Consider the following 24,742-nt stretch of genomic DNA (forward strand, 5'->3'; position numbering starts at 1 on the left):
TCAAGCCATTAAGCTGAACAAGTAAAAATAGCTTTGAATGACAAATAATAAACATCAAAAAACCGTACACAAAAATAACGATAATCTAGAAGTGAGCAAATCGGGATATATGAGATGAAGAAAACAATATTAACGCTAATTGGCTTATTAATGCTGACACCAGCTTATGCGCAGGTGTCTCATGTGAGTATTAATCAAAGTTTGTTTGAGCTTGGCGAAAATCCAAATTTGAAGCTGAATATCGTTTCATCTCATAACAATTTAAAAAAGGTCCAGTTTTCAGTTCGGCAAGCTGATGGGGAAGAGCGTCTAAGTACTCATCCGCTAAATAGCTTTAAAGTGCAAGTTGCTGGGGTGAGTAAGGTAACAGATAAAAATGCGGTACTAATTATTAAAGAGTACCGAGTCAGCCGCTGGTATCAGGTAAAGATCATTAGCTTATTTAACCAAGGTTTGCCAGAGTCCGCTATGGATAGCTATTACACTGCCGACCGTTCAAAGGCGTCCGAGCAAGGTACCCAAGTATCTGAAGCTGTACTTGCTGACAATAAACTTGCTGTAGCATTAGGTTTTGGTGAAGAGCCAAGCATCCAAAAACCTCAGGTGATGGTTCCTGATAATTGTTCGATTACTTTTAATGGTAAAGAAAGCCTTTGGAGAGTTGCAAATCGTCAGGCTAAGTTGTGGGGGCTTAGCGCCTATGGCGCAATGTTAGCTATTTATGAAAGTAACCCTAATGCGTTTAACAAGCAAAGTATTCATGGGCTTAAAGCTGATGCTAAACTGAACTGCCCTTCTAAGGATATTCTAGAAAAACATCAGAATGCTAAGACCGCAGAACAAGAGTTTAGTGCCATGGAATAATGACTAAAGCTGTTTGCGCAAAAGGCGATGAGGCGGCCTTTTTAGCAAGGTTTTGGATTATTAATCTAAGGTGTATTTTGTTGCTTGAATCTAGCATTTAGATGCTGTAGTATTCGCCGCCTAAATAATTTTATTTTAACAGCATGTGGTGTCCGACTTCGGGTTGGAAGAGCGACATGGCCTTTTACTGAGGTAATTCCAATGAAACCAGGCATTCATCCTGATTATGCAGAAATCACTGCAACTTGTACTTGTGGTAACGTTATCAAGATTAACTCTACTGTAGGTAAAGATTTACACCTAGACGTATGTGGTGCATGTCACCCATTCTACACTGGTACCCAGAAAGTTATGGATACTGGCGGACGTATCGACAAGTTCAACAAGCGCTTTGGTGCACTTGGCAAGAAGTAATTATTACTTTTGCAATGAATTTAAAAAAGGCGCCTTTATGGCGCCTTTTTGCTGCCTGAAATAAAGCAAACTGGTTATTTCTTATTTATTATTCATTGTGTTAGTGTCGACATGTTCGTTTAGCCACAAGGGGCGAATAGTGAGTATTGGCTATCGACATTGAGCGGTATGAGGCGAAGCAAGGGGCGGGAAATGAAGTTAATAAAAGTATTAATGTTATTGACTGCTTTGCAGGCTTTTTCATTACAAGCTAGTCAATGTATGCCAACTCAATTTGATGAAACTGTTACCTTAGCGCACATTAATGATGGCGACACGATTACCTTAACCGATGGTCGTTTAGTTCGACTTATTGGTATAGATGCACCCGAAATCGATTTTCAATTCCCCAATCTTTCCCAACCTTATGCGAATAATGCTAAAGCGTTTTTGGCTACCACAGTAAAACCTGGTCAATTATTACAACTCGTATTTGATAAAAGACGCCTCGACCCTTATGGCCGTACTTTAGCTTACGTTTATACCGAGCAACAACAGCATCTACAAGAACTGATGCTAGCCAATGGTTATGCTAAAGCTCGGGTCTATAAAAATGATTACTTTTGGCAATGTTTGAGCACTATTGAGCAGGATGCTCGAGATAATAAAATAGGCTTATGGAGCTTAAAAGCATATCAACCGCTAGCAACTGAGCAGCTGAGCCGAAATAACATTAATCAATGGCTAGAGATCAGAGGAGTGGTCACTGGTTATGAAAGAAAAGGTCAAAATTTTGAGCTTAATATCGATAATAACTTGGTTTTGATGATATCTCAGCAAGATATTGGTAATTTTAGTAACATTCTGACGTTAAAGTTACTTGAAAGTCCGGTAATTGTGCGTGGTAGATTGTATTATTCTTACAGTAAATATCGGCTAAATGCCTCGCATCCATCGCAGATAACCTTAGAAAATCTACCTTAGGAATAATATATAGCGATAAAGTTAAAAAATGAGAGGAACTTATTTGAAATGATCTGAGATTCAAGTATCTTAGCGGCTATCAGCTAACTGTTTTTTGCTCAATTTAGAATTCTACTTAAAGGATCAGTATTGGGTATTAAGTGAACTTTTAGTTGCAGACCTTTCGCTTAGGATATTATTAGTCGCACTCAGGATTAGAAAAAATGGCAGATTTTCGTCAACAAGCCCTCGATTACCACGAATTCCCAGTACCAGGCAAAACAGCTGTTTGCCTAACTAAACCCGCTGAAACTAGCATGGATCTAGCATTAGCATACAGCCCAGGTGTTGCTGAGCCTGTGCGTGAAATTGCGGCTAATCCAGATAATGCTTATCGTTACACAGGTAAAGGTAACACTGTTGCGGTGATCTCTAACGGTACTGCAATCTTAGGCTTAGGTAACTTGGGCCCGCTGGCTTCTAAACCTGTCATGGAAGGTAAAGCTTTACTTTTCAAGCATTTTGCAAACATTGATGCAACAGATATCGAAGTCAAGCACAGAACATCAGAAGAGTTCATCAACACTGTAGAAGCGATTGCCGACACATTTGGTGGTATTAACCTTGAAGATATTAAAGCACCTGAGTGCTTTGAAATTGAAAAAGCTTTGATTGAACTTTGTAATGTTCCTGTATTCCATGACGACCAGCATGGTACTGCAATTGTTACTGCTGCCGGTATGATTAACGCTCTTGAAATCCAAGGCAAGTCTATCGAAGATGCTGTGTTTGTATGTATGGGCGCTGGTGCGGCGGCAATCGCATGTATGACAATGATTGTTAACTGTGGTGCGCAACGTGAAAACGTTTACATGCTCGACAGAAAAGGCGTTATTCATACTCGCCGTGATGATATCAATGAATACAAGGCACTCTTCGCTAACAATACTGACAAGCGTACTTTGCAAGATGTCATTAAAGGTGCAGACGTATTCCTAGGTCTTTCAGGCCCAGACGTATTAGCGGCTGAAGACGTTGCACTAATGGCTGATAAGCCTGTTATTTTTGCATGTTCAAATCCAGATCCAGAGATCAAGCCTGAGCTTGCTCACGATGTGCGCAAAGATCTGATTATGGGTACAGGACGCAGTGACTACCCGAACCAAGTTAACAACGTACTTTGCTTCCCGTTTATTTTCCGTGGCGCACTAGATGTTCGCGCTTCACAAATTAATGATGCAATGAAGATTGCCGCTGTACACGCAATTGCTGCTTTAGCAAAAGAGCCGGTACCAGCAGAAGTATTAGCAGCGTATCCAAATGTCGATTCATTAGAGTTTGGTGCAAACTACGTATTGCCAAAGCCAATTGACTCTCGTTTGCTGCCAAAAGTGGCTAAAGCGGTTGCATTAGCTGCAATTGAATCTGGCGTAGCGACAATAACTGAATTACCTGAAGGCTATATGGAGTCTTAAGGCTTATTTAGTCATAAAAAGGGGCCTAAGGCCCCTTTTTTGTTGCCGACAGTTTTTTGATTACGTATAAATGATATTAATTGAAAATCGCTTTATTGAGCTGCACTTCGCTAAAAACTAAGCAGTGCTAGCCGAATATTAATAAGATCTCGCGGGAAGCGGACAAATGAAATTGACTCGAATGCTAACTAAAAAATTGACTAGCTTTTGGCTTATGTCACTTGCTGGTGTTGCCTTTATCTGTTTTTTGACCGCTATGGTTAGCTTTGTCCAGCTCACGTATACCTTTCAACAGCAAAAAGTGACTGAATTAGAAACTTTAATAGAGCAGCAGTCGAGCCGTCCCGAACGTTGGGGGTACCAAGAATGGCTGCCACCATTATTAAATTCATATAGGGCCCATGCCTTTACGTTGTCTAAAGGTGGCCAGTTGCTCTTTGAATATAAGCCTGCGCAGCATCATAAAGGTGGCGTGAATTACAAAAGCGAATTGGCAAACGGCCAATTGGTAATGAGCCTAACCTTGCCGCAGCCATTTAATAAAAGTGATATTGGCTGGTATGGCATATTGGTTATTTTTATTGGTTGCTTAGCCGTTTGTTTGTTTGTCCGTTTTGGCTTTCGCTGGTTTTCTGCAGAGTTAAATGGCATTGAACATTTAGCTCAACGTTCGAGTTTGATCTTATCTGGTCAACATGACAAAGCGCTGGCGGAAAAAGGTCAAGGCAAGCCGCGCTTGATCAACCGGGCATTAACACATTTACTATTAGAGTTAGATGATGCTCATAAAGAGCGAGCGCGCTTTGATCAGTTTATTCGCTCTAACACGTTTCTTGATGCAGAAACTGGGATCGGTAATAGCCTATTTTTAAAGAACCGTCTCGATGCGTTGAGCAGCAGTTCAGGCATGATTACCCCTGGGGTGTTATATCTGTTTGAAATGGAAGATTTTGACTTATTGGCTAAAGAACTCGCAGAGCACGAAGTTGATGAACTCTTGTTACAGCTGATTGGTGTCGTTAATCAAATCTTAGCAGATAAAGCTAACAGCATTTTTTCACGTCGCTCATACAATCAATTTGCGGTGGTAGTACCGCAAATATCCCAAGTTGAAGCAGATCAATTAGCGGCTAAGTTATTACGTCTTAGTTTAAGCCAGCTTAATTCTTTGGTGACTTTACCTGAGGACTTTCTACATTTAGGTGGCGCTTACTTTAAAGTGGGGGATGACAAAGACGCTTTAGTCGAGGAGGCTGAATTAGCGCTGCGTTCGGCTCAATTTCAGGGAGATAGCAGCTGGTTTATGTATGACAAAGGCGCAGTCGATGGTGATTTGTCAAAAGGTTCGGTGCGATGGCGCAGTTTTATCGAAAACGTATTGGTCAGCAAGCGAGTGTTTTTATTTTCTCAACCGGTTGTCGACAGTGACTTTAATGCGCATCATCAAGAAGTGACCAGTCGTCTGCGTGATACTCATGGAAACTTAGTACGTGCGACTCTATTTTTACCTATGGCGATAAAGTGCGGATTAACGCCGCAGATAGAGCGTCAAGTTGTTGAAATGGTAATGTTCGATGTACTGCCTAAGCATAAAGATAATAGCCTAAAGTTCAGCATTAATTTGAGCTTGGATACCTTAACCAGTCGTGCATTTGTTCGCTGGTTGAAAACCACATTGTTAGAATATCGTCATTTAGCGCCGAGACTAATCTTTGAGGTTAACGAAGATATTTTAGTGAATCATCAGCAGGAACTGAAAGAACCGCTTGATATGCTGACCAAAATGGGCGCAAAAATCTGTGTTGATCGGGTCGGGCAGCAGGTAGTTAGTACTGAATATATGCATCACTACCCAATCTCACTGATAAAGTTGCATCGTTCGATTGTGAATCAGATCCATCTACGCACAGAGAACCAATTATTTGTTCGCAGCTTGATAGCCGGCTTGTTTAGGACTGACGTACAGGTATGTGCTGAAGGTGTTGAACTGCTACAAGAGTGGCAAACATTGCAGATTTTAGGGGTAAGTGCAGGTCAAGGAAGCTTCTTTAGTGAGCCTATAGAAGAGGTATAGTCTGTTTCATATTTGAGTGAGTTTGTTAATTAGGATCTGTAAATTGGCATTTTATCTATAATAATCAGGGATAACTCGCTACACTAGTGGCATAATACGAGTGTTGCGCTATTTAGATAAGAACTCTTAGTGTTTTATAGATAACTTAACCGGTTCACCCTTGGGGAACGTGGGTAATTAGATTAGTTTTTGATAAATTTTAAGGCATGGATTAATGGAAGAGAGCCTACTCGGTAAACTTCAGTTTTGGCGTAAAGCTGCACCGACGCAAAACTTAGGTGTTTATATTTGCGCAGAAAAAATATCTGTCTTTCAAGCGGCTACCGATGAGGTTGCGGCTAAATCTATGACGTTCTCTTTTAATCCCCATGACTGGGAGAATGCTTTCTCTCAGGTTTTAAAAGAGTTCGGTGTTGCCAAGCTTCAGCTAGTGTTAGCAGCTGATTTCTACCAATTGCTATTAGTCGACAAGCCTAATGTCCAAGACGAAGAACTTAACGCCGCTTTGCTTTGGTCTGTCAAAGATATTGTCACCCAGCCTGTTACTGATATCCATTTAGATTATTTCGAATCATCAAAACAAACCACTAATAAAGTGAATGTAGTTGTCACCGAGAAGCCTGTTTTACTGGCAATATTACTCGCGGCGAAAACCGCAGGTTTTGTGACGCAAGGTGTCTCTATTGAAGAGATGGCAATGAGTAATTTATTTGATGATAATCAAGCGCGATTAGTACTAAGTCATCGTGAAGGCCAAGAATTACTGTTAACCGTAGTTAGAAGCGGTGAAGTATTTATGCAGCGTCGAGTTCGTGGTTTCTTGCAAATTGATAAAGTATCAGCTGAAGATTTAGCTTATGGGGTTGCCGACAACTTAAGTTTAGAGCTGCAGCGTTCAATGGATTACTTTGAGAGCCAATTACGTGAAGCCCCGGTTTCTTCCATTGAGCTTGTAATGGATGGTGAGCGAACTCAACTAGCTAATCTGATTAGTGCGAACTTCAATCAAAAAGTTACGGCTTACAATGGGTCATCTGTTGAGGTTGCTTTTGCTCAACTGGCGCTAGCTGAAATCGCGCGAGGTGATGTGTAATGAAATTAAGAGTTAATCTCTATTCAGAGGCGCTATTTCCGCCAGAGCTACGTTTATCATTTTCTAGACTCACTAAGGCTTCTGCAGCTCTAGTGGTGGGTTTATTGCTGGCGACCATGCTTGTATTTGCCCTAAACAGCAGTCTAGAGTCAGACAAAAAACAATTAATGGCTGAAAAGCAGCGCCTTGATTTACAAAAGCAAAATCTAGAGGCGGCTTTGGCGGCACGTGGCCCTAATAAAACTCTAGTTGCCGAAGTTGAATTAAAAGCGCAGCAATTGGAGCTAAAGCAGCAACTATTTGGCAAATTGAGCCAGCAAGAAGTGCTTACAAGCTATGGCTACTCACCGTTAATGACTGATTTAGCGAGTGTAGCCAATAGTCAAATTTGGCTAAACCGAATACAAGTTAATGAAAACCGCTACATCTTTGAGGGCTTTACGGCTTCTCCTGAAAGTGTGCCACTTTGGGTGGAAAGACTTAAAACGACGACAACACTTAAAGGCCATGCGTTTGCCTCTATGACAATGAGTTTAGGTGAAGGTCAACCGTTAGGATTTAAGTTAACCAGCGATGCCAATAGCAGCGATGAGGGGCAAGCTAAATGAAGCAAAAATGGGCCCAATTAGCTGAAAAATTTGACGACTTAAGCCAACGCGAACGTGTATTGGTTGCATTTGTTGTACTGGTTATTGCAGGACTGTTGTTTTATCTACCGTTAGAGTCTGCGTTAAAAGAACACAATAAATTTACCCAGCAAAACCAAAGTATTGAAAGTGAAAATAAAATTTCGGTACAGCAAATAGATTTGTATGAGCAAAGCCTGAAACAGGATCCTGATACTGAATACAGGGAGCGCCTAGCTAATATTAATCATCAAAATGCTGAAATCGATAAGCAGTTATCGTTCCAAATGGTAGATATGGTACCGGCGGATCACATGCCAACGCTATTGGCTGGTTTGCTATCAAAAATTAAAGGCATTGAGCTTAAGTCTTTTAAATCTATAGCTCCGACTCCACTGTTAGAGGTAGGAGAAGAGAAAAAGATGAATCTTTATAGCCATGGTATTCGTCTTGAGTTTGTTGGTGACTATTTTGCTGTGTTGAGATTTGTTGAGGCGGTAGAAAATATGCCGAACAAGCTTTATTGGCGCAGTATGGATTATCGGGTTGATAGTTATCCTAAAGCGGCGGTTTCTTTAGAACTTTATACCTTGAGTATTAATAAGGACTTTATCAGTGTTGCCAAACAAGATTAGTGCGCTATTGATTGCTTTCCTCGCGAGTACTTTAGGTTTTAACCTTAATGCTGCGACGTTGCGCGATCCAACTTTGCCCGGTAACTGGTCGGCTAAAGCTGATGTTGATACAAATTCAGTCGATAACTCATTAGTGCTAAACAGTGTTGTAAAGAAAGACACTACAGCTTTTGCTGTGATAAATAATCAAATTTTCACCGTTGGTGAAAGAGTCAAAGGTGTCAAAATCGTCAAGATAGATGAAGACACAGTGTCGTTAGCTGACGGCCGTAAATTGACGATGTTTCAAGCCATTACAGATTTTAAGGGACAATAATTAAAATGCGCTCAATTACCTATATCACCCCTTTACTGTCATTGATGTTGGTGGCTTGTCAAACCGTTGACCGCCCAGATCCGGTAGAGTCAAAGCAAGCCTTGGCACAATCGCTTTCAGCGAAAGAAACAGCTTCAGCGACTCCGCCGCCAGCAGTGATGCCTGATGAAGTTCAACGTGAATTGTCATCAGATAACCTGTTAGCAGGCTACACTCCAGCACGTCCAACAGAGCGCCGCTTTGACGTATCGGCAAATGATGTTGACGCAAAAGTATTTTTCCCAAGTCTAGCTCAAGGCACGCCTTTAAGTGTTGCGGTACACCCTGATGTGACCGGTAAAATCTCATTATCACTAAAAAGCGTAACCTTGAAAGAGGCATTGCAGGTTGTAGAAGATATTTACGGATATGAAGTCAGTCGTGAAGGCCGCATTTTACGGATTTTCCCAGCGGGTATGCGTACTGAAACTTTCTCGCTGAATTACCTGTACATGGAACGCCAAGGTTTGTCTTTAACTTCGGTAAACTCAGGCCGAATTTCTGACAACAACGATTCAAATTCTAATAGCAGCAGTAACAATAACAATAGTAGTTCTAACAACTCATCTAGCAGCGACTCGAGCTCGAGTAACGGCGATAGCAATGAGCAAACTAACGGTACTTTTATTCGCTCGAAAACCAAGTCAGATTTTTGGGGTGAGTTAAAAGAAACCTTAGTGTCGATTGTTGGTGATACAGGTGGTGGACGCCAAGTTGTTGTGACTCCACAGGCCGGTCTGGTGACGATTCGCGCATATCCAAATGAGATCCGCCAAGTACGTAACTTTATTAAGACCGCAGAAACTCATTTGCAGCGTCAAGTTATCTTAGAAGCAAAGGTGCTTGAAGTCACTTTGTCTGATGGCTATCAGCAAGGGATCCATTGGGAAAGTGTACTGGGCCACGCGGGGAGTACCGATATTTCGTTTGGTACCAGTCCTACGACAGGCCTAAGCGATAACATTACTAGCGTGTTAGGTGGTGTGACTTCGATTAAGTTAGCGGGTTCTGATTTTAGTACCATGATTAGTTTGCTCGACACCCAAGGTGATGTCGATGTGTTATCTAGCCCACGTGTTACCGCTTCTAATAACCAAAAAGCAGTGATTAAAGTGGGTACTGATGAGTACTTTGTTACTGACGTTTCTTCAACAACGGTTGCCGGTAATACACCAGTAACGACTCCAGAAGTTGAGCTAACGCCTTTCTTCTCGGGTATTGCACTCGATGTAACACCACAAATTGATGAGAAAGGAGATGTTTTACTGCATATCCATCCGTCAGTTATCAATATTAAAGAGCAGACTAAGACTATTAAGATTTCTGATAGCACCCTTGAGCTACCGCTAGCGCAGAGTGAAATCCGTGAATCTGATACTGTCATTAAAGCGGCTAGCGGTGATGTGGTTGTGATTGGTGGCTTGATGAAGAGTGAAAACATTGAGCTAGTGTCAAAAGTGCCGTTACTTGGTGATATCCCTTACCTAGGTGAAGCTTTTACCAACCGTGCAAATTCAACTGTGAAAACTGAATTGGTTATTTTGCTGAAGCCAGTCGTTGTTGGTGCAAACACTTGGGAAAGCGAATTAAAACGCTCTCAAGAGCTGCTTGAACGTTGGTACCCTGAGGAGCAATAAGCTTGTATCTGCAGCATTTTGGGTTAACAGAAACCCCGTTTTCTCTTACGCCGAACACGGGTTTTTTCTTTGGACTTGCACCACATGTCGAGGCCTTACAAGTACTGCAAACTGCGCTGCAAACGGGTGAAGGTTTTATCAAGGTAACAGGAGAGGTTGGAACAGGGAAAACGCTCATTTGCCGCAAACTAATGAACGAATTACCACAACGCTTCCATTGCGCTTACTTGCCCAATCCATACTTAACGCCAGATGAATTGCGTTGGGCTGTTGCATTGGAGCTTGGGTTAAAGCATTCAAGTAAGATTGACCAACAGCAGTTAACCAGTTTAATACAGCAACAACTATTAGCGCTTAGTGCTCATGGTCACTCTATTATTTTAGTCCTTGATGAAGCGCAGGCTCTGCCGGATGAAAGTTTGGAAGCACTGCGTTTATTTACTAACTTAGAGACTGAAAGCCGCAAGTTATTGCAAGTTGTACTATTTGCTCAGCCAGAGTTAGATGAGCGTTTGGCGCAAAATAAATTTAGACAACTAAGGCAAAGGATTACTTTTAGCTACTGCTTACGGGCACTTACCCTGAATGAGTCTGCTGCATATATCCAACATAGACTCAGTGTTGCAGGTAGTGAAAGTGGCCGGCTATTTAGCGAGGCAAATGCTAAACGCATCGCTAAAGCGGCAAGAGGTATTCCTAGATTGATTAATGTGTTGTCTCATAAAGCCTTAATGGTTAGTTTTGGTGAAGGCGCCCAGCAAGTTGAAAAACATCATATAGCTGCTTCGATTGCTGACACCAGTGATGCGCTAAGGCATCAATACGACACCGTTAAATGGCTCGTCGCTGCAGCAGTTATTGCAGTCTTTTTTAGTGGGCTTTATTGGTTTAAAGGAGGCGTTGCATGAGTGTCATCAATAAAATGCTCAAAGATTTAGACAAACGCCAGCAGCCACATGGTATTGAAAGTATGGCTGCACCACAAATGGCTGCGCCGGTTAAAACCTTCTCTAAAAAGTCTCTGTTTCTAGCGTGTTCACTGTCATTAATATTCGGTGGAGTTGCGGTATTTTTTGTATCAAATCTAACGCAATCTAAAGATGCGGCAGGCGCTTTAGCCGCAAGCAATATTGCATCTGAATCACCAGTTGGCCTGCAGCCTGTTAGCAAAGTTGATGTGCAATCAAAACCTGCAGGCACAGAAAAGCAAGCAAGTGTAGCGGTAGAAGATAAGCCCATAAAGAGTTCAAATACTCCTGAAAGAGCAGCTGAAGTTATTTTAGAGCCTCAGTTAATTGCGGCGAGTAAATCACTAGCGACAGAGTCAGTAAATACAGCTGATGTAGATATAGATAGTGCTGCAATTGAGCAACTTGATACAAAACCTGAATCAATGCCGCAGAAACCGGTTGCTGTGACTATTCAGGCACCAAAAGCAGAACGCACTCTAGTGGCTGAGGTTGCAGATAAAGCGCCTAGTATTAGCCACCGTGAGTCAGAGCCTACGCTGAATATTTCTCATACAACTAAGCGTAGTAATGAATTGCATAGCAGTAGCAATATGGCTGTTACAGAAGTAAAGCTCTCACCAGAACAGCTAGCGCAAAAGCAGATGCAAATGGCTATGGATGCACAGCAACAAGGATTGCATAGTGAAGCCTTGAACTACTATGAAGCGGCACTAGCGTATTATCCTGCACAGCATAAAGCCAGAAGGCAGGCTGCTGCTTTATATTACGGACAGAATAAGTTAGCCGAAGCGGCAGATTTATTGGAACAAGGTCGATTATTGTTTCCACAGCAATATGAATTTTCGCTATTGTTAGCACGTGTTTTACAAGCAAGCGGCCAAAATCAACAAGCTTTACTTAGTTTAGATGCGATACCCGATTCGAGTGATTTTGCTATTAAAAAGTGGCATCAACAAAGTGATTTAGCGCAAAAGCAAAAAGACTACCCTGTGGCAGAAAAGAGCTTTCGCCAACTGGCACAACAAGAACCAAACCAAGGCCGTTGGTGGATGGGGTTAGGTTACGCCTTGGATGCACAGCAAAAATATGGCGATGCAAAGCTTGCTTATCATCAAGCATTGTTACAAGACAATTTATCCGCACAGGCAAAAGTATACGTCGATAATCGTTTGCTGCAGTTAGGAGCTTACTAGTGAAACCCAAGTTAAAAATGCGATTAGGTGATTTGCTAGTACAAGAGCACATCATTACAGAAGAGCAACTACAGCAGGCATTAAGTGAGCAGCGTAATAGCGGTAAAAAGCTGGGGCGCACGTTAATCGACTTATCTTGTATTACTGAGCAGCAATTACTGCAGTTTTTATCACAGCAGCTCAATATTCCGTTTCTTAATATTAGTAAGCGAGCCATCGACGCCAAAGTGGTAGGTTTGCTGCCTGAAGTTCAAGCTAGGCGTTATCGAGCCCTAGTTGTTGAAGACAATGGTGACAGCGTTCTTGTTGCTATGAGTGATCCGGCCGATCTGCAGGCGATGGATAACATCGAAATGCAGTTAGCGCCAAAGACGATTTCGATCGCTGTAGTGACCGAAGATCAGTTATTAGATGCTTTTGATAATCTTTATCGCCGTACCGACGAGATTGCACAGATCGCAGGCAAGCTTGAAGAAGAGTACGCTGCCGATGAAATATTTGATCTCGGCAGCCTGACTGGCGGCGATAGTGACAACGAAACAACAGTTGTACGACTGCTGCAGTCAATTTTTGAAGACGCAGTACAAATGCGAGCGTCGGATATTCATATTGAGCCAGGCGAAAAATCACTACGTATTCGTCAGCGTATCGATGGTCAGCTGCATGAAAATATCTTACCTGAGGTAAGTATTGCCGCGGCGCTAGTACTGCGTCTTAAGCTGATGGCAGGTCTGGACATATCAGAGAAGCGCTTGCCGCAAGATGGCCGTTTCCATATGGAAATCAAAGGTCACAAGATCGACGTTCGTATGTCAACGATGCCGATTTATCACGGTGAGTCAGTGGTAATGCGTTTGCTCGATCAATCTGCAGGTCTATTAACGCTTAACGAAACCGGTATGCCTGCTGATATGTTGGCGCGGATCCGACGTCAGATCAAACGTCCTCACGGTATGCTATTGGTTACAGGTCCTACAGGTAGCGGTAAAACTACCACTCTTTACGGTGTGTTGAGCGAGCTTAATACTGCCGACCGTAAGATCATTACGGTAGAAGATCCTGTCGAATACCAGTTACCTCGTATTAACCAGGTACAAGTTAACCACAAGATCGGTTTAGACTTCTCTCACGTTTTACGTACTACGTTACGACAAGATCCCGATATTATCATGGTCGGTGAGATGCGCGACCAAGAAACCGTTGAAATTGGTCTTCGTGGCGCATTAACTGGTCACTTTGTATTATCGACTTTGCACACCAATGATGCGGTAACCAGTGCGCTACGACTGCTAGATATGGGCGCCGCAAGCTACTTAGTTGCTAGTGCGCTAAGAGTGATTATTGCTCAGCGACTCGTGCGTCGAGTTTGTCAAAACTGCGCTACGGATTATCAGCTTAGTGCGCAAGACAAAGCTTGGTTGTCAAACGTGAGCCAACTTGATTATTCCAATGCCAGATTTAGAGTCGGTAGTGGTTGTCAAAGCTGCAATGGTAGTGGTTATCGTGGCCGTATTGGTGTTTTCGAAATCTTAGAGTTAGACGAACCCATGATTGAAGCTATGCGAACGGGTAATCCACAGGACTTTACTCGCGCTGCTTATCAAAGCCCTAATTTTACCCCATTGGCAGAGTCCGCTCTCAAATATATGGCACAAGGCATGACCACAATCGAAGAGGTTGCAAAGTTAGTCGAGGATGTCAGTGAGATTACTTTAGAGAGTGAGGCTTAACCATGCCAGCTTATCAGTATCGTGGGCGCAGTGCTCAGGGTGAACAGATAAAAGGAGTCGTTGATGCGAGCTCCGAGAGCGCGGCCGCGGATCAATTGATGTCTCGAGGCGTGATTCCGTTAGAGCTGACGCTGGCAAAAGAGGTTAAAGAATTTAGTTTAAAGACACTTTTTAAAGGCAAAGTGGCTTTAGATGAGTTGCAGATCTTTACTAGGCAAATGTATTCACTGACGCGCTCTGGGATCCCAATATTAAGAGCGATCGCAGGGCTTTCTGAGACAACCCATTCACAGCGTATGAAAGAAGCGTTAGATGATATTTCAGAGCAGTTAACTTCGGGTCGCCCTTTGTCATCAGCGATGAACCAACATCCGGATGTGTTTGATGCCTTGTTTGTTTCTATGGTTCACGTTGGTGAGAACACGGGTAAGCTTGAAGATGCCTTTATTCAGTTATCTGGATACATAGAGCGCGAGCAGGAAACACGGCGTCGTATTAAAGCTGCAATGCGTTACCCTATATTTGTATTGATCGCGATTGCTATCGCCATGGTGATCCTTAATATCATGGTGATCCCTAAATTTGCAGAAATGTTTTCAAGATTTGGTGCAGATCTACCGTGGGCGACTAAGCTTTTGATTAATACATCAAATGTCTTTGTAAATTATTGGCCTGCGATGATTGTAGTATTAGTCGCGAGCTTCGTGGGTATTCGCTATTGGCACAGTACTGAAAAAGGTGAAAAACAGTGGGATAAATGGAAGTTAAATATCCCAGCTGTTGGCAGTATTATCGAGCGTTCAACGCTATCGCGCTATTGCCGCAGTTTTTCAATGATGCTCAGCGCTGGTGTCCCCATGACACAAGCATTAAGCCTCGTAGCTGATGCAGTTGATAACGCCTATATGCATGACAGTATTGTTGGTATGCGCCGCGGTATCGAGGCTGGCGAATCAATGCTAAGAGTATCGAATAACAGTAAGTTGTTTACGCCTCTGGTATTACAAATGGTGGCAGTAGGTGAAGAAACGGGTCAAATAGACCAGCTGTTAAATGACGCTGCTGACTTTTATGAGGGGGAGGTCGATTATGATCTTAAAAACCTTACAGCTAAGTTAGAGCCCATTTTAATCGGTTTTGTCGCCTGTATCGTGCTGGTTTTAGCGCTAGGTATCTATCTACCTATGTGGGACATGCTCAATGTGGTCAAAGGCGGTAGCTAATGCTTGCTGAGACTATTGATACGGCAGGTAAGTGAGATTGCTTAGTCAACAAAAGGCCGAGTCAGAGTTACTCGGTATATATGGCAAGTTGATTGCGTTGATTATTCTATTACTTGTAATGGCTTATATCAGTTTTCATTATTTCGGTAAAATTAATCAAACGGCGCAGCCAAGCATTCAAGTTGAGCATAGCCGTTTATTAAATGTACTAGGTGTAGTTCGCTCACAATGGTTGATGCGCAGTAAGCCAGATATTTTGCAATTAGATTGGTATTCAGACGATATAGATAGTGTTGCATCAACTGGTCAAGTCCGAATGTCTGCAGGCGGTTGGCCTATATTGAATGAGACAAGTGTTGCTGGCTGTCGGCAGTTATTGACTGAATTGTTGGGCCAAGGTTATATGCAACAAATTGAAACGCGATTCAACTCTGATAAAGAAATTTGCCGATATATTGACGAGTCGGGCGAAAGTATTAGCTACCAGAACAGCTCTGGCCGGGTCATTTTTTTGACAGCGACTAACTGAGATTAGCTAAAGAGTGAAATTATCTGTTTTCTAATTTTAACAAACTGATAGAATAGCCACATACAACACTGGGGGTAAAATGAAACAACAGTATCAAAAGGGCTTCTCCCTTATCGAGTTAGTCATTGTAATCGTTATTTTAGGCTTATTAGCTGCGACTGCTATTCCACGTTTTTTGAACGTAACAGATGATGCTGAAGACGCCAGTGTTGACGGTGTGGCTGGTGGACTAAGCACTGCTGTGAGTTTTGTTCGCTCACAATGGGAAGTTGATGGTCGTCGTAACGATACCGTTTTACTGGATGGCACAACAGTCAGCTTAGATACCCGTTTTGGTTACCCAACTGGTGCAACTAATACCGATGCAACTTCGATGACCCAAGACTCTTGTCAGGAAGTATTTGATCTTGTTTTACAAAATGCACCAAGAAGTGTGCTTCCAGGTGTCGATGCGCGTAAAGCGAGATATGTTGTAAGCCTTGCCGATGGTGCCGGTGGTAGCTCTAACACTATTGATGGTGTGCAAGTAGGTGGTCTAGATGTTTGTCTATATTACTTGGCGTCATCACTTAAGTTAGACGCCCAAACAGGTTTCCCTACAGAAACCTTAAATGATTTGAATAATCTTGCTGGTAAAGGGGTGACATACAACCCAGGCTCAGGCCAAGTAGCGAGCTTTATTGAATAAGCTTTATTGAAAAGTTTAGTTTAAAAGTTTGGTTAAAAAGTTTATTAAATTAATTGATAGCGTTTAGCTAACAACAAAGTTGTATGTTGCCGCTGAATTCTATATGTGATCGAGGAAATTTCTATGCAAAAGCAAAATGGTTTTACCCTAATTGAATTAGTGGTTGTGATTATTATTTTGGGTATTCTTGCTGTTACTGCAGCTCCTAAGTTTATCAACCTACAAAGTGATGCTCGTGCATCAACCCTACAGGGGGTTAAAGGTGCAATTCAAGGTGCCAATAGTTTGGTTTTTTCAAAGGCTGCAATTCAAGGTGAAGAAGGTGAATTAGCTGGTACGGTTATTCTAGATGATAAAGGCACTAGTGCTGCCGGTGATGATGTTACTGTTAGCTCTGTTTACGGTTTCTTGAAGAATGCGAAAGCAGATATTATTGTTGCTGTTGATGTTGATACTGAATCAACAAATCCTGAGTGGGTGATTGAAGATAGCCCTTCTGTTCAGACAACATTGACTGATGCTATTGTTGTTTATCCTGCTAATTTTACACCTTCAGATACCGCTAAATGCTGGGTTGAATACCTTGAACCTCAAGCTAAAGGTGGTTTACCACAATACAATGTTGAAGATTCTGGCTGTTAATAAATCGCATAACTTAAGAGAAAATATTAATGCAAAAGCAAAATGGTTTTACACTAATTGAATTAGTAGTTGTGATTATTATTTTGGGTATTTTAGCGGTAACAGCTGCACCGAAGTTTATTAATTTACAAGGTGACGCGCGCCTTTCGTCGATACAAGGCATGAAAGCTGCAATCCAAGGAGCAAATTCGCTTGTATATTCTAAAGCTGCAATAGCTGGTGAAGAGAAAAAAGCTTTTGATGCCGCTCCACCACCTGCAGTTGTTATTGCTCCGGGTGTAACAGCTGTGACTCAATATGGTTATATGCAGGCAACTCAAACAGAACTTCAAAAAGCATTAGACGTAGTATTTGATGCTGGTGAAAATGGTGAGCCAACAGATTCAACTGGTACTGCTGAGTGGATAATTAAGCCAACAGCAGGTTCTCCTAAAGTTGTTGAAATTTGGCAGAGAGATGCACCGTCTGCGTGTAAGTTAACTTACAAAGAAGCTACAAGTTCTGCTGCTCCAGGTTTCTTAGCTTTACCAACTGCTTCAGATTGCTAATTAGCAACCAAATTAAAAGGCCTGCCTAGCAGGCCTTTTTTGTATCTAATGGATTAATACCGGCTTTATTTGCCATACTTATTAAATTGTTAGACACTAACTCCAATGAGTTAGCGCTCCATCCCTTTTGTTTGATTAGCCATAGCGGCTAGTCTTAACACCGCAGTACTGTTCAGGACTGACAATGCACAGAACGCAGCGACACACAGGTTTTACCTTAGTAGAGCTTGTCACCACGATTATTCTTATCGCTATTCTAGCGGTGGTTGTCATTCCTCGGCTATTAACGACCTCAAGCTACAGCGCATTTACCTTACGTTCTGAGTTTATTAGTGAGTTACGTAAAGTGCAGATCATGGCTATGAATAACCAAGACCGCTGTTATCGTCTATCAGTGAGCGATACCGACTATCAAGTCATTCGCCTTAGTGGTCGCTTCAATGGCGGTTGCTCTGGCAACATTTTACGCACGGATGCGCCGCAAGCATTTCAAGGTGGTGCAAGCTTAGCGCTAGTCAGCAATGGTAGTAATCGTTTTAATATTGAGTTTAATTTGCAGGGAGTGCCAATCGTTGCAGGCGTAAGCTGTAATGGGAATTGTATTAGCGTCATTGCTGACGAAACGTTATTTTTAGCGATAGAGTCTGAGGGGTATATCCATGAGGGCTAATCCGCTTGCTATCATGCAAATTAAAACCCAAAAAGCTTTCACCTTAGTCGAGCTAGTAGTGGGAATGGTGGTTATTAGTATCGCCTTTGTACTATTAAGTACCATGTTATTCCCTCAAGCTGAACGCTCAGCTGATACCTTGCACCGAGTTCGTTCTGCAGAGCTAGCACATTCGATCTTGAATGAGATCTGGGGTAAACGATACGATCAAAATACCAATGCCAATGGTGGAGTACCGGCTTGTGGTGCTGCAGCTAAGCCTGCTTTTGGCTTACCTGCAGGAGCTAATTGCACCTCATCGCTAGGCTTAGGCCCTGATACTATTAATGGCGTAACAGAAACGCGAAATGACTATAACGATGTTGATGACTATACCGGCTTAAATATCAATAGCGTGATGCTCAACAGTACGATGACTTACGCAGAACGCTATCGTAATTACCTATTATCAGTTTCAGTTGAATATAATAATCCCGCTAACTTAAATACTAAGCTAGTGACGATTAACGTCACTACACCTAACGGCGAAGTCATGACGTTTAACGCGATCAGGAGTAACTATTAATGCCTGCATCGGTATCTTCAACTGCTAAGTTGCGGTTAAGCACAATAAAGCAATTAAAAAGCAAGGGCTTTACTTTAGTTGAGTTGGTGACGGTTATCATCATTCTCGGCGTTTTAGTCCTAGGTGTGAGCAGCTTTCTTATTTTTGGGACGCGAATATTTATTGATGCAACATCGGTTGATCAAGTGATGAGTCAAAGCCGCTTTGCAATTGAACGGATGACACGCGATATCCGAAATGCAGTGCCTAACAGTATTCGAGTTAGCAATGGTGTACGCACTAACGGTACGGCCTGGCAGTGCATTGAAATGATGCCTATTCAGGCAAGTGCATCTTATATTGAATTACCAATAGTGCCAGCTGATAAATCAAGAGAGGCTAGAGTTATGCCTTCGCGTGCGACGGCTGCATCATTAACTGCAGGGCAATTTTTACTGGTTTACCCATTGAGCCCTGCTGATGTTTATACTTCCATTGCTAACACTAAGACAGATGGTAAATTATTCCGTATTGATGTTGTCACCGCAAATGCAACTAATGATTTGACGGTTAATTTTGGCCGCCAAGTGCGTTTTGCTGCGGCTTCACCGAGGCAGCGTTATTTTGCCGTTCAACAAGCGGTGAGTTACTGCTTTGAGCAGGTAACCGCAGAGCAGAGTTTGCTCAATCGTTATAGCGGATACGGCTTTAATAACCCTGTGAACCAGCCATCCCCAGATAATATGGGTAATGGGGTGTTAATGGCTGAGAATATTGTTAATACAATCGGTATTAATAGCCCGATGGCTTATACCCCCGGTACCTTACAAAATAATGCTATGGTACATCTGAACCCATTGTTTGATGTACAAGGTCAGAGCTTTCAATATCATCATCAAGTGCAGGTGATAAATGTCCCCTAGATTACAAATTACCCACAATACTCGCAAGCAAGTTAGACCTGTAATGCTCAGTGGAAATTATAGGGCTAAGCAGCGCGGTAGCGCCTTGGTTATTGGTGTATTCATTATCACGGTAATGTTTTTATTAGCAGCAGCGCTGATAAATGTACTCAATGATGCTGACCAACAAATTAGTGTAGAAGTATGGGGCACAAGAGCTTTTGCTGCAGCGAATAGCGGCGCAGATCGCAGTTTGGCAACGCTATTTCCTTTAGATGGTAGTAATGGTAGTTGTGATGCTTCTGTGACTTGGGATATCGGTACAGACACTGGCTTAGTTGGTTTTCACGGCTGTACGGTTAGAATGGCATGCTCAACAGTTACGGTTAACTTGCCACCCAATAATATGACCCAATATTTGATAACTAGTACTGCGACTTGTAGTAGCGGCGAATGTAACGCTGGCGTTGAGAGTGATGCGAGTTGTATTCGGGTAAGCCGTCAGGTGGAGGTCGAAGCTCGTGATTAAATGTCGTTTATTTTTGCTTGGTTTATTCCTAAGTTTAAGTGTTCCGTTATGGCTACAACCAGCTTTTGCTTCCGATTGGAGCTCTGTCTTTCAAGAGGGAGTTAATGTCCATCATAAAAATGGCAAAATCGAATTTAAGCATGGCGCATATCTAGATAACGCACCTGTAAATGGTGTGTTACCAGCTAAAAGTGTAACTGATGCACAGGGGCGGTCGTGTTATCCCCGCTCGCCTAATTCGCGAGTGAAATGTACAGCATCAGGTCAATCAGCCGATTTCCCCTCAGGCAGAGTTGGCTTTGAACAATGTAAATCACATAGCAAAGTTGATATTAGTACTGAGTACAACAATAGAGAAATAGATGTTGTAAGTGGTGAATATGGACATATTCATTTAGATGGCGGAAGTAGCCGAAAAATTAAGTTCGTTACCAGCAATGGTATTTATAAAATGAAGCATTTGAAAGCAAGTAGCGGTACATTGCAATTTGCTCCAGGCCAATATTGGATAGAAGAGTTAGAAATTGAAAATGGCGTTAATGTCGTTTTTCCGCCTCTAGGGGCTGGAACGGTTAGTCTATTTGTAAAGAAAGCTTATGAGCATGAAAACCGAAGCCTATCGCAAAGTGCTGAACAGTTGCTGCTATACAACTACGGAGACTTTACGTTAAATGGTTCGACGTACTTCCGAGGTTTTGTTTTTTCAGAAAAAGATATTGAACTCGAAGGCTCATCTTCTGTAGAGGGCGCTGTTTCGGGGAAAAATGAAGTTGAATTAGAAGGTACTAGCCGTGTGATTTTCACTGACACAGCAGGCTACCTAAATGTTACGCCTAATTGTGAAATTGGTCCGCTTCCTAACCCGCCAGTGCCAACTCAATGCCCTAGTGGGCAAGATAATGTTGAAGGTCTCACATACCGTACATACGATACTCGGACTTGGTATCCAGATAGTTATAGCCCTGCTAACCCAGCTGAATTTAGAGAGTTAGTTGAAGACTTTAGAAAAACTCAGTTTCAAATTGGTGAGTCTATTGAAAGCGACTTAGATCAAAAGGGTGACGGTATTAACCCGCATTCCAATTTGAATTCGGACCAAGACTTATATTTAGGTATTTTCGAGGGCTATATTGATGCCCCTGAAACGGGGGAGTATACATTTGCAATCGATGGTGATGATGCCATTGAATTACTGATTGATGGCGAGGTCATAACAGGATTTTATGGTACTCACTCAACCTGTGACTGTACGCGTTACCAAGGTACTGTTTCACTCGAAAAAGGTCCTCATCAAATAGAACTTAGGTTTCATGAAGCTTTTGGTTATGAGGCTTTTAGGCTCTACTGGAAGGCTCCATCAGCAAATAGTTTTACAATCGTACCAGCCGAAAAACTATTGACTTGTCCCACGCCACAATTTGAGTTTGGTCGTGCTGAACTTGCTAATGACGGCACTGCAAATATTAAATTTAATAATAACTACTTAGCGCCTCCAGTGGTTGTAGTGATGCCAACTATTGATGGTAATGATGCCAATGCTGATCGTCCCTCAACACTACGAATTGATACTAGAACGTCTAGTGATGTAGAAGTAAAACAAATGAACTCCGGCAATAACTCTGCTTTGAACAAAAAAATGTCTGAAGTAGATTATTTTGTAATGGAGCCAGGTTATCGCTTTTTAGCAAGAGGAAAAGCTTTACAAGCCGGAACGGTTTCCACTGCTCTATATCAAGGAAAACGATTGCCTAGCGCCGGTCGAGGCTACGAAACAGTTGAGTTTGAGCATGACTTTGGTACACCTCCAGCAATTATCGGCCAAACGTTAACAAATAAAAATAGACGTTTCATTACAACTGCTATCAATAATGTCGATTCAGATGGTGAGGATTTTGATATTGCGATTGAGGCTTCAGAGATTTCTGGGTCAATTTTATTAGAGGAAACGCTTGGATATGTTGCGGGTTTAGGTAAAGGCTTTATGAATATTGGCGGTGAAAGCATTGCCTATGAATTCGCGAATGCTCTTAACCATGGTGCAGGTAACAGTACTCGGACATTAAGTCAGCAGTGTGGATTTAATAACACTTATAAACAAACATATAGCGCGCAACCGATAACCATTGCCACTAAAAATCAACGTAGAGGTGGTGATGGTGGCTGGGTTAGGCGCTGTACTAAAGATAACTTTACTAATCAGGTGAGCTTTGCTTTAGACGAAGATCAAGAACTTGATAATGACAGAAGTCACTTAGCAGAAAGCATCGGTTACTTTGCTTTTGAATATACAGCCGAGCCGCCAGCAGTGAATCATTATCGGATCCGCTTTGATTCTGGAGCGTTAAGTTGCGCTGCTAAATCGGTAACGGTACAAGCATGTGCGGATGACAATTGTAGCTCGTTGCTGAGTGATCCTGCTTATGTGACTTTGATTAAAAATAGTAGCGACTATACTAGTACTAATTTTAATGGCAGCACAGCTCTTGAAGTGTGGCACCCACAGGGGGGCGTAGTAACCTTAGGCTTAGGTAATACAGTGCCAAGTGCTAGCTATCGTTGTTATATCGATGGTAGTTTGGTGGCCAATAGTCAGTGTCAGCTTAATTTTGAAAATAGTGGCATTTACTTTGATATTGATGATTCAACCTCCTGTAAAAATACCAGTGATTTTGAGTTGTTTGCAGTTAAGAAAGATGAAACCACCCAACAGTGCGTGCCGTTATTTGCTAATCAGACTAAGCCCATTTCATTGGCATTTAATTACATCACGCCAGATGCTAGCGGGATAAATGCAGCGGCTAAACTCACTATTAATAGCCTCAACTCACCAACGGCAAGTAAAGAGATTGCTGGTGGAGCGACCCAAGAGTTGCAAGTGCACTTTGATGCTAATGGTAAGGCACTGCTCAATGTTAACTACCCAGAAGCGGGTAAAGTTGAGCTTGCTGCAACACTAACTGAAACGATTAAGTCTCCAGATGGCTCAACAAGTGAAACGTTAGTGCTTACTCATAGTGAGCAATTTGTGGCAAAGCCTGATGGCTTTCACTTCTTTAACCCATCGGGTAATAATGGCTGTACAGGAGCAAGTTGTACTAAGTTCGCTATGGCGGGTGATGATTTTGCTATGAGCGTAAAAGCGGTTTGTGGTGTTGATGATTCAACGCCTTATAAAGATCGCCAAGCGCTTAATAACTTTCAATTTACTGACTTAACAATCAAACCTGTATTGCAAGCTCCGTTAGTGAGTAATGGCGATCCCGAAGACGGCGGTCTTGGAGGCATAGGCCAAAACAAAATTAATTTTACTAAGACCAATAGTGCACCTTTTGCAATAACTGACCAAACTTATTCAGAGGTGGGAGCGATTAGTTTTGCGCTAGATGGCGACATTAATTACCTTGGTGCAACCATTGCTGAGGCAAACTCGACCAGTGACCTATTTGGCCGGTTTACGCCTTATTTCTTAACGGTTGAAGCTAATACTCCACAGCTTCAAGCTCAGTGCTATAGCTTTACCTACATGGATCAGCCTTTTGGTTTTCAGCCAGGCTCTGAGCCTACTATCGCCGTAAAAGGCATGAACAAAGCTGGCGCTGAAACGGGTAATTATCAAATTGGTGAGTGGTGGCGTTACCGCGGTAATCAATGGACTAATCGTAGCTATAACGATACTTCCGGTGCGACCTCGGTGAATGGTGCTGCGCTTGCTGTACAAGATGTGTCGCCGCTTTCAGAGCAAGTCGATTACTATCCAACTGACCCTGCGAACAGTATTCAGCGAGCTTATTTGAGTGGCACCCAACTTAGTTATCCGCGCACACAATCTTTAGCTGTTCCTTTTAACGGTAAGTTTGATTTAGAGCTGAATAAAGCAGATGTCACTGATAGCGATGGTATTTGCTACCGAGATCCTGCTGCTGTTGGTAATGGTTGCATCAATTTTTCGTTTAGTGATATTGGTGAAGCTGATACCAATAGTGGAACGAATGCGTTTGCATTACGTTATGGCCGAATGGTGTTGGCCAATGCCTATGGCCCATCGTCTGAAGAGCTGCGCCTTACGGTGAATACGCAATTTGTGAATAGCAGCGAAGAGTGGGAAAACAATAGTGCTGATAATTGCTCGGTATTTAATACCACTAGTGCGGCTGAGTCTGCAGATATTGGTTTGTACCTTACACCAGATACAGGGCTTGAAGCGGTAGAAGGGTTTACCCAAACAGGTGGCACAAATAAGTCTGGTGCAATTGGACTTGGTAATAGCTTTATCTATTTTCCTGCGCCTAATGCTGACGGTGAAGTAGGCTTGCAGCACCATGTCGATAAATGGCTGCAATGGTATTGGCAATATGACTCTAGTAGCGTATTGCAAGACCCAAGAGCAACCGCTTATTTTGGCACCTACCGAGGCCATGACCGTATTATTTACTGGCGAGAAGTTAATTAAATGTCAGT

General features: G+C 42.4%; 23 protein-coding genes. All 23 read left to right on the forward strand.

Annotation, left to right across the window (positions count from 1 at the left end; translation table 11 throughout):
• Window positions 1-114: 114 nt before the first annotated feature.
• The 23 genes from AB4298_RS18980 to AB4298_RS19090 all read left to right on the forward strand — a co-directional run bounded on the left by AB4298_RS18980 (window position 115) and on the right by AB4298_RS19090 (window position 24,734).
• Window positions 115-864 (forward strand): FimV/HubP family polar landmark protein, encoded by a 750-nt coding sequence (locus AB4298_RS18980; protein ID WP_371987932.1) that lies wholly within the window; start codon window positions 115-117, stop codon window positions 862-864.
• Window positions 865-1,065: 201 nt separating this feature from the next.
• The gene (gene rpmE, locus AB4298_RS18985) at window positions 1,066-1,278 is read left to right on the forward strand and encodes a 50S ribosomal protein L31 (RefSeq protein WP_220762057.1); all 213 of its coding nucleotides are present in this window, start codon (window positions 1,066-1,068) and stop codon (window positions 1,276-1,278) included.
• Between the two features lie 192 nt (window positions 1,279-1,470).
• Window positions 1,471-2,241 carry a thermonuclease family protein gene (locus tag AB4298_RS18990; protein WP_371987933.1) on the forward strand — a complete coding sequence of 257 codons (771 nt, stop codon included), beginning with the start codon at window positions 1,471-1,473 and terminating at the stop codon, window positions 2,239-2,241.
• A gap of 203 nt (window positions 2,242-2,444) precedes the next feature.
• Window positions 2,445-3,695, forward strand: a complete 1,251-nt coding sequence (locus AB4298_RS18995) for a malic enzyme-like NAD(P)-binding protein (RefSeq protein ID WP_248999011.1) — start codon at window positions 2,445-2,447, stop codon at window positions 3,693-3,695.
• Between the two features lie 166 nt (window positions 3,696-3,861).
• On the forward strand, window positions 3,862-5,769 hold the full coding sequence (csrD, locus tag AB4298_RS19000; protein ID WP_248999012.1) for an RNase E specificity factor CsrD: 1,908 nt from the start codon (window positions 3,862-3,864) through the stop codon (window positions 5,767-5,769).
• A gap of 214 nt (window positions 5,770-5,983) precedes the next feature.
• Window positions 5,984-6,862 (forward strand): MSHA biogenesis protein MshI, encoded by an 879-nt coding sequence (locus AB4298_RS19005; protein ID WP_371987934.1) that lies wholly within the window; start codon window positions 5,984-5,986, stop codon window positions 6,860-6,862.
• Window positions 6,862-7,470, forward strand: coding sequence for a PilN domain-containing protein (locus AB4298_RS19010; RefSeq protein ID WP_371987935.1), 609 nt, complete (start codon window positions 6,862-6,864; stop codon window positions 7,468-7,470). Before AB4298_RS19005 ends, AB4298_RS19010 begins: the two co-directional genes overlap by 1 nt.
• Complete coding sequence (locus AB4298_RS19015) at window positions 7,467-8,123, forward strand: MSHA biogenesis protein MshJ (RefSeq protein ID WP_371987936.1); 657 nt, start codon at window positions 7,467-7,469, stop codon at window positions 8,121-8,123. Before AB4298_RS19010 ends, AB4298_RS19015 begins: the two co-directional genes overlap by 4 nt.
• A complete protein-coding gene (locus AB4298_RS19020; protein WP_248999016.1) occupies window positions 8,104-8,439 on the forward strand; it encodes an MSHA biogenesis protein MshK in 336 nt (111 codons plus the stop codon). The genes AB4298_RS19015 and AB4298_RS19020 overlap by 20 nt, the downstream gene beginning before the upstream one ends.
• A 5-nt stretch (window positions 8,440-8,444) precedes the next feature.
• On the forward strand, window positions 8,445-10,115 hold the full coding sequence (gene mshL / locus AB4298_RS19025) for a pilus (MSHA type) biogenesis protein MshL (protein WP_371987937.1): 1,671 nt from the start codon (window positions 8,445-8,447) through the stop codon (window positions 10,113-10,115).
• Window positions 10,116-10,117: 2 nt separating this feature from the next.
• Window positions 10,118-11,023 (forward strand): ExeA family protein, encoded by a 906-nt coding sequence (locus AB4298_RS19030; RefSeq protein WP_371987938.1) that lies wholly within the window; start codon window positions 10,118-10,120, stop codon window positions 11,021-11,023.
• On the forward strand, window positions 11,020-12,279 hold the full coding sequence (locus AB4298_RS19035; protein WP_371987939.1) for a tetratricopeptide repeat protein: 1,260 nt from the start codon (window positions 11,020-11,022) through the stop codon (window positions 12,277-12,279). Before AB4298_RS19030 ends, AB4298_RS19035 begins: the two co-directional genes overlap by 4 nt.
• Window positions 12,279-14,009 (forward strand): GspE/PulE family protein, encoded by a 1,731-nt coding sequence (locus tag AB4298_RS19040; protein WP_371987940.1) that lies wholly within the window; start codon window positions 12,279-12,281, stop codon window positions 14,007-14,009. Before AB4298_RS19035 ends, AB4298_RS19040 begins: the two co-directional genes overlap by 1 nt.
• Window positions 14,010-14,011: 2 nt before the next feature.
• Entirely contained in the window at window positions 14,012-15,232 is a 1,221-nt protein-coding gene (locus tag AB4298_RS19045) for a type II secretion system F family protein (RefSeq protein ID WP_371987941.1), read from the forward strand.
• Window positions 15,233-15,263: 31 nt separating this feature from the next.
• Complete coding sequence (locus tag AB4298_RS19050) at window positions 15,264-15,761, forward strand: hypothetical protein (protein ID WP_371987942.1); 498 nt, start codon at window positions 15,264-15,266, stop codon at window positions 15,759-15,761.
• Between the two features lie 79 nt (window positions 15,762-15,840).
• A complete protein-coding gene (locus AB4298_RS19055; RefSeq protein WP_371987943.1) occupies window positions 15,841-16,449 on the forward strand; it encodes a type II secretion system protein in 609 nt (202 codons plus the stop codon).
• Between the two features lie 123 nt (window positions 16,450-16,572).
• Window positions 16,573-17,091: a prepilin-type N-terminal cleavage/methylation domain-containing protein gene (locus tag AB4298_RS19060; RefSeq protein ID WP_371987944.1), complete on the forward strand. Its 519-nt coding sequence runs from the start codon at window positions 16,573-16,575 to the stop codon at window positions 17,089-17,091.
• 29 nt (window positions 17,092-17,120) lie between these two features.
• Window positions 17,121-17,639 carry a type II secretion system protein gene (locus AB4298_RS19065; protein ID WP_371987945.1) on the forward strand — a complete coding sequence of 173 codons (519 nt, stop codon included), beginning with the start codon at window positions 17,121-17,123 and terminating at the stop codon, window positions 17,637-17,639.
• Window positions 17,640-17,823: 184 nt separating this feature from the next.
• Window positions 17,824-18,309, forward strand: a complete 486-nt coding sequence (locus AB4298_RS19070) for a pilus assembly FimT family protein (RefSeq protein ID WP_371987946.1) — start codon at window positions 17,824-17,826, stop codon at window positions 18,307-18,309.
• Complete coding sequence (locus AB4298_RS19075) at window positions 18,299-18,874, forward strand: type IV pilus modification PilV family protein (protein WP_371987948.1); 576 nt, start codon at window positions 18,299-18,301, stop codon at window positions 18,872-18,874. The genes AB4298_RS19070 and AB4298_RS19075 overlap by 11 nt, the downstream gene beginning before the upstream one ends.
• Window positions 18,874-19,776 (forward strand): PilW family protein, encoded by a 903-nt coding sequence (locus tag AB4298_RS19080; RefSeq protein WP_371987949.1) that lies wholly within the window; start codon window positions 18,874-18,876, stop codon window positions 19,774-19,776. The genes AB4298_RS19075 and AB4298_RS19080 overlap by 1 nt, the downstream gene beginning before the upstream one ends.
• Before the next feature lie 43 nt (window positions 19,777-19,819).
• A complete protein-coding gene (locus tag AB4298_RS19085) occupies window positions 19,820-20,284 on the forward strand; it encodes an MSHA biogenesis protein MshP (RefSeq protein ID WP_371987963.1) in 465 nt (154 codons plus the stop codon).
• The gene (locus tag AB4298_RS19090; RefSeq protein ID WP_371987950.1) at window positions 20,277-24,734 is read left to right on the forward strand and encodes a DUF6701 domain-containing protein; all 4,458 of its coding nucleotides are present in this window, start codon (window positions 20,277-20,279) and stop codon (window positions 24,732-24,734) included. The genes AB4298_RS19085 and AB4298_RS19090 overlap by 8 nt, the downstream gene beginning before the upstream one ends.
• The last annotated feature ends 8 nt before the right edge of the window (window positions 24,735-24,742 follow it).

This window comes from Shewanella sp. 10N.261.52.F9 (assembly GCF_041471165.1).
In the GTDB taxonomy this organism is placed as follows: Bacteria; Pseudomonadota; Gammaproteobacteria; order Enterobacterales; family Shewanellaceae; genus Shewanella; species Shewanella marinintestina.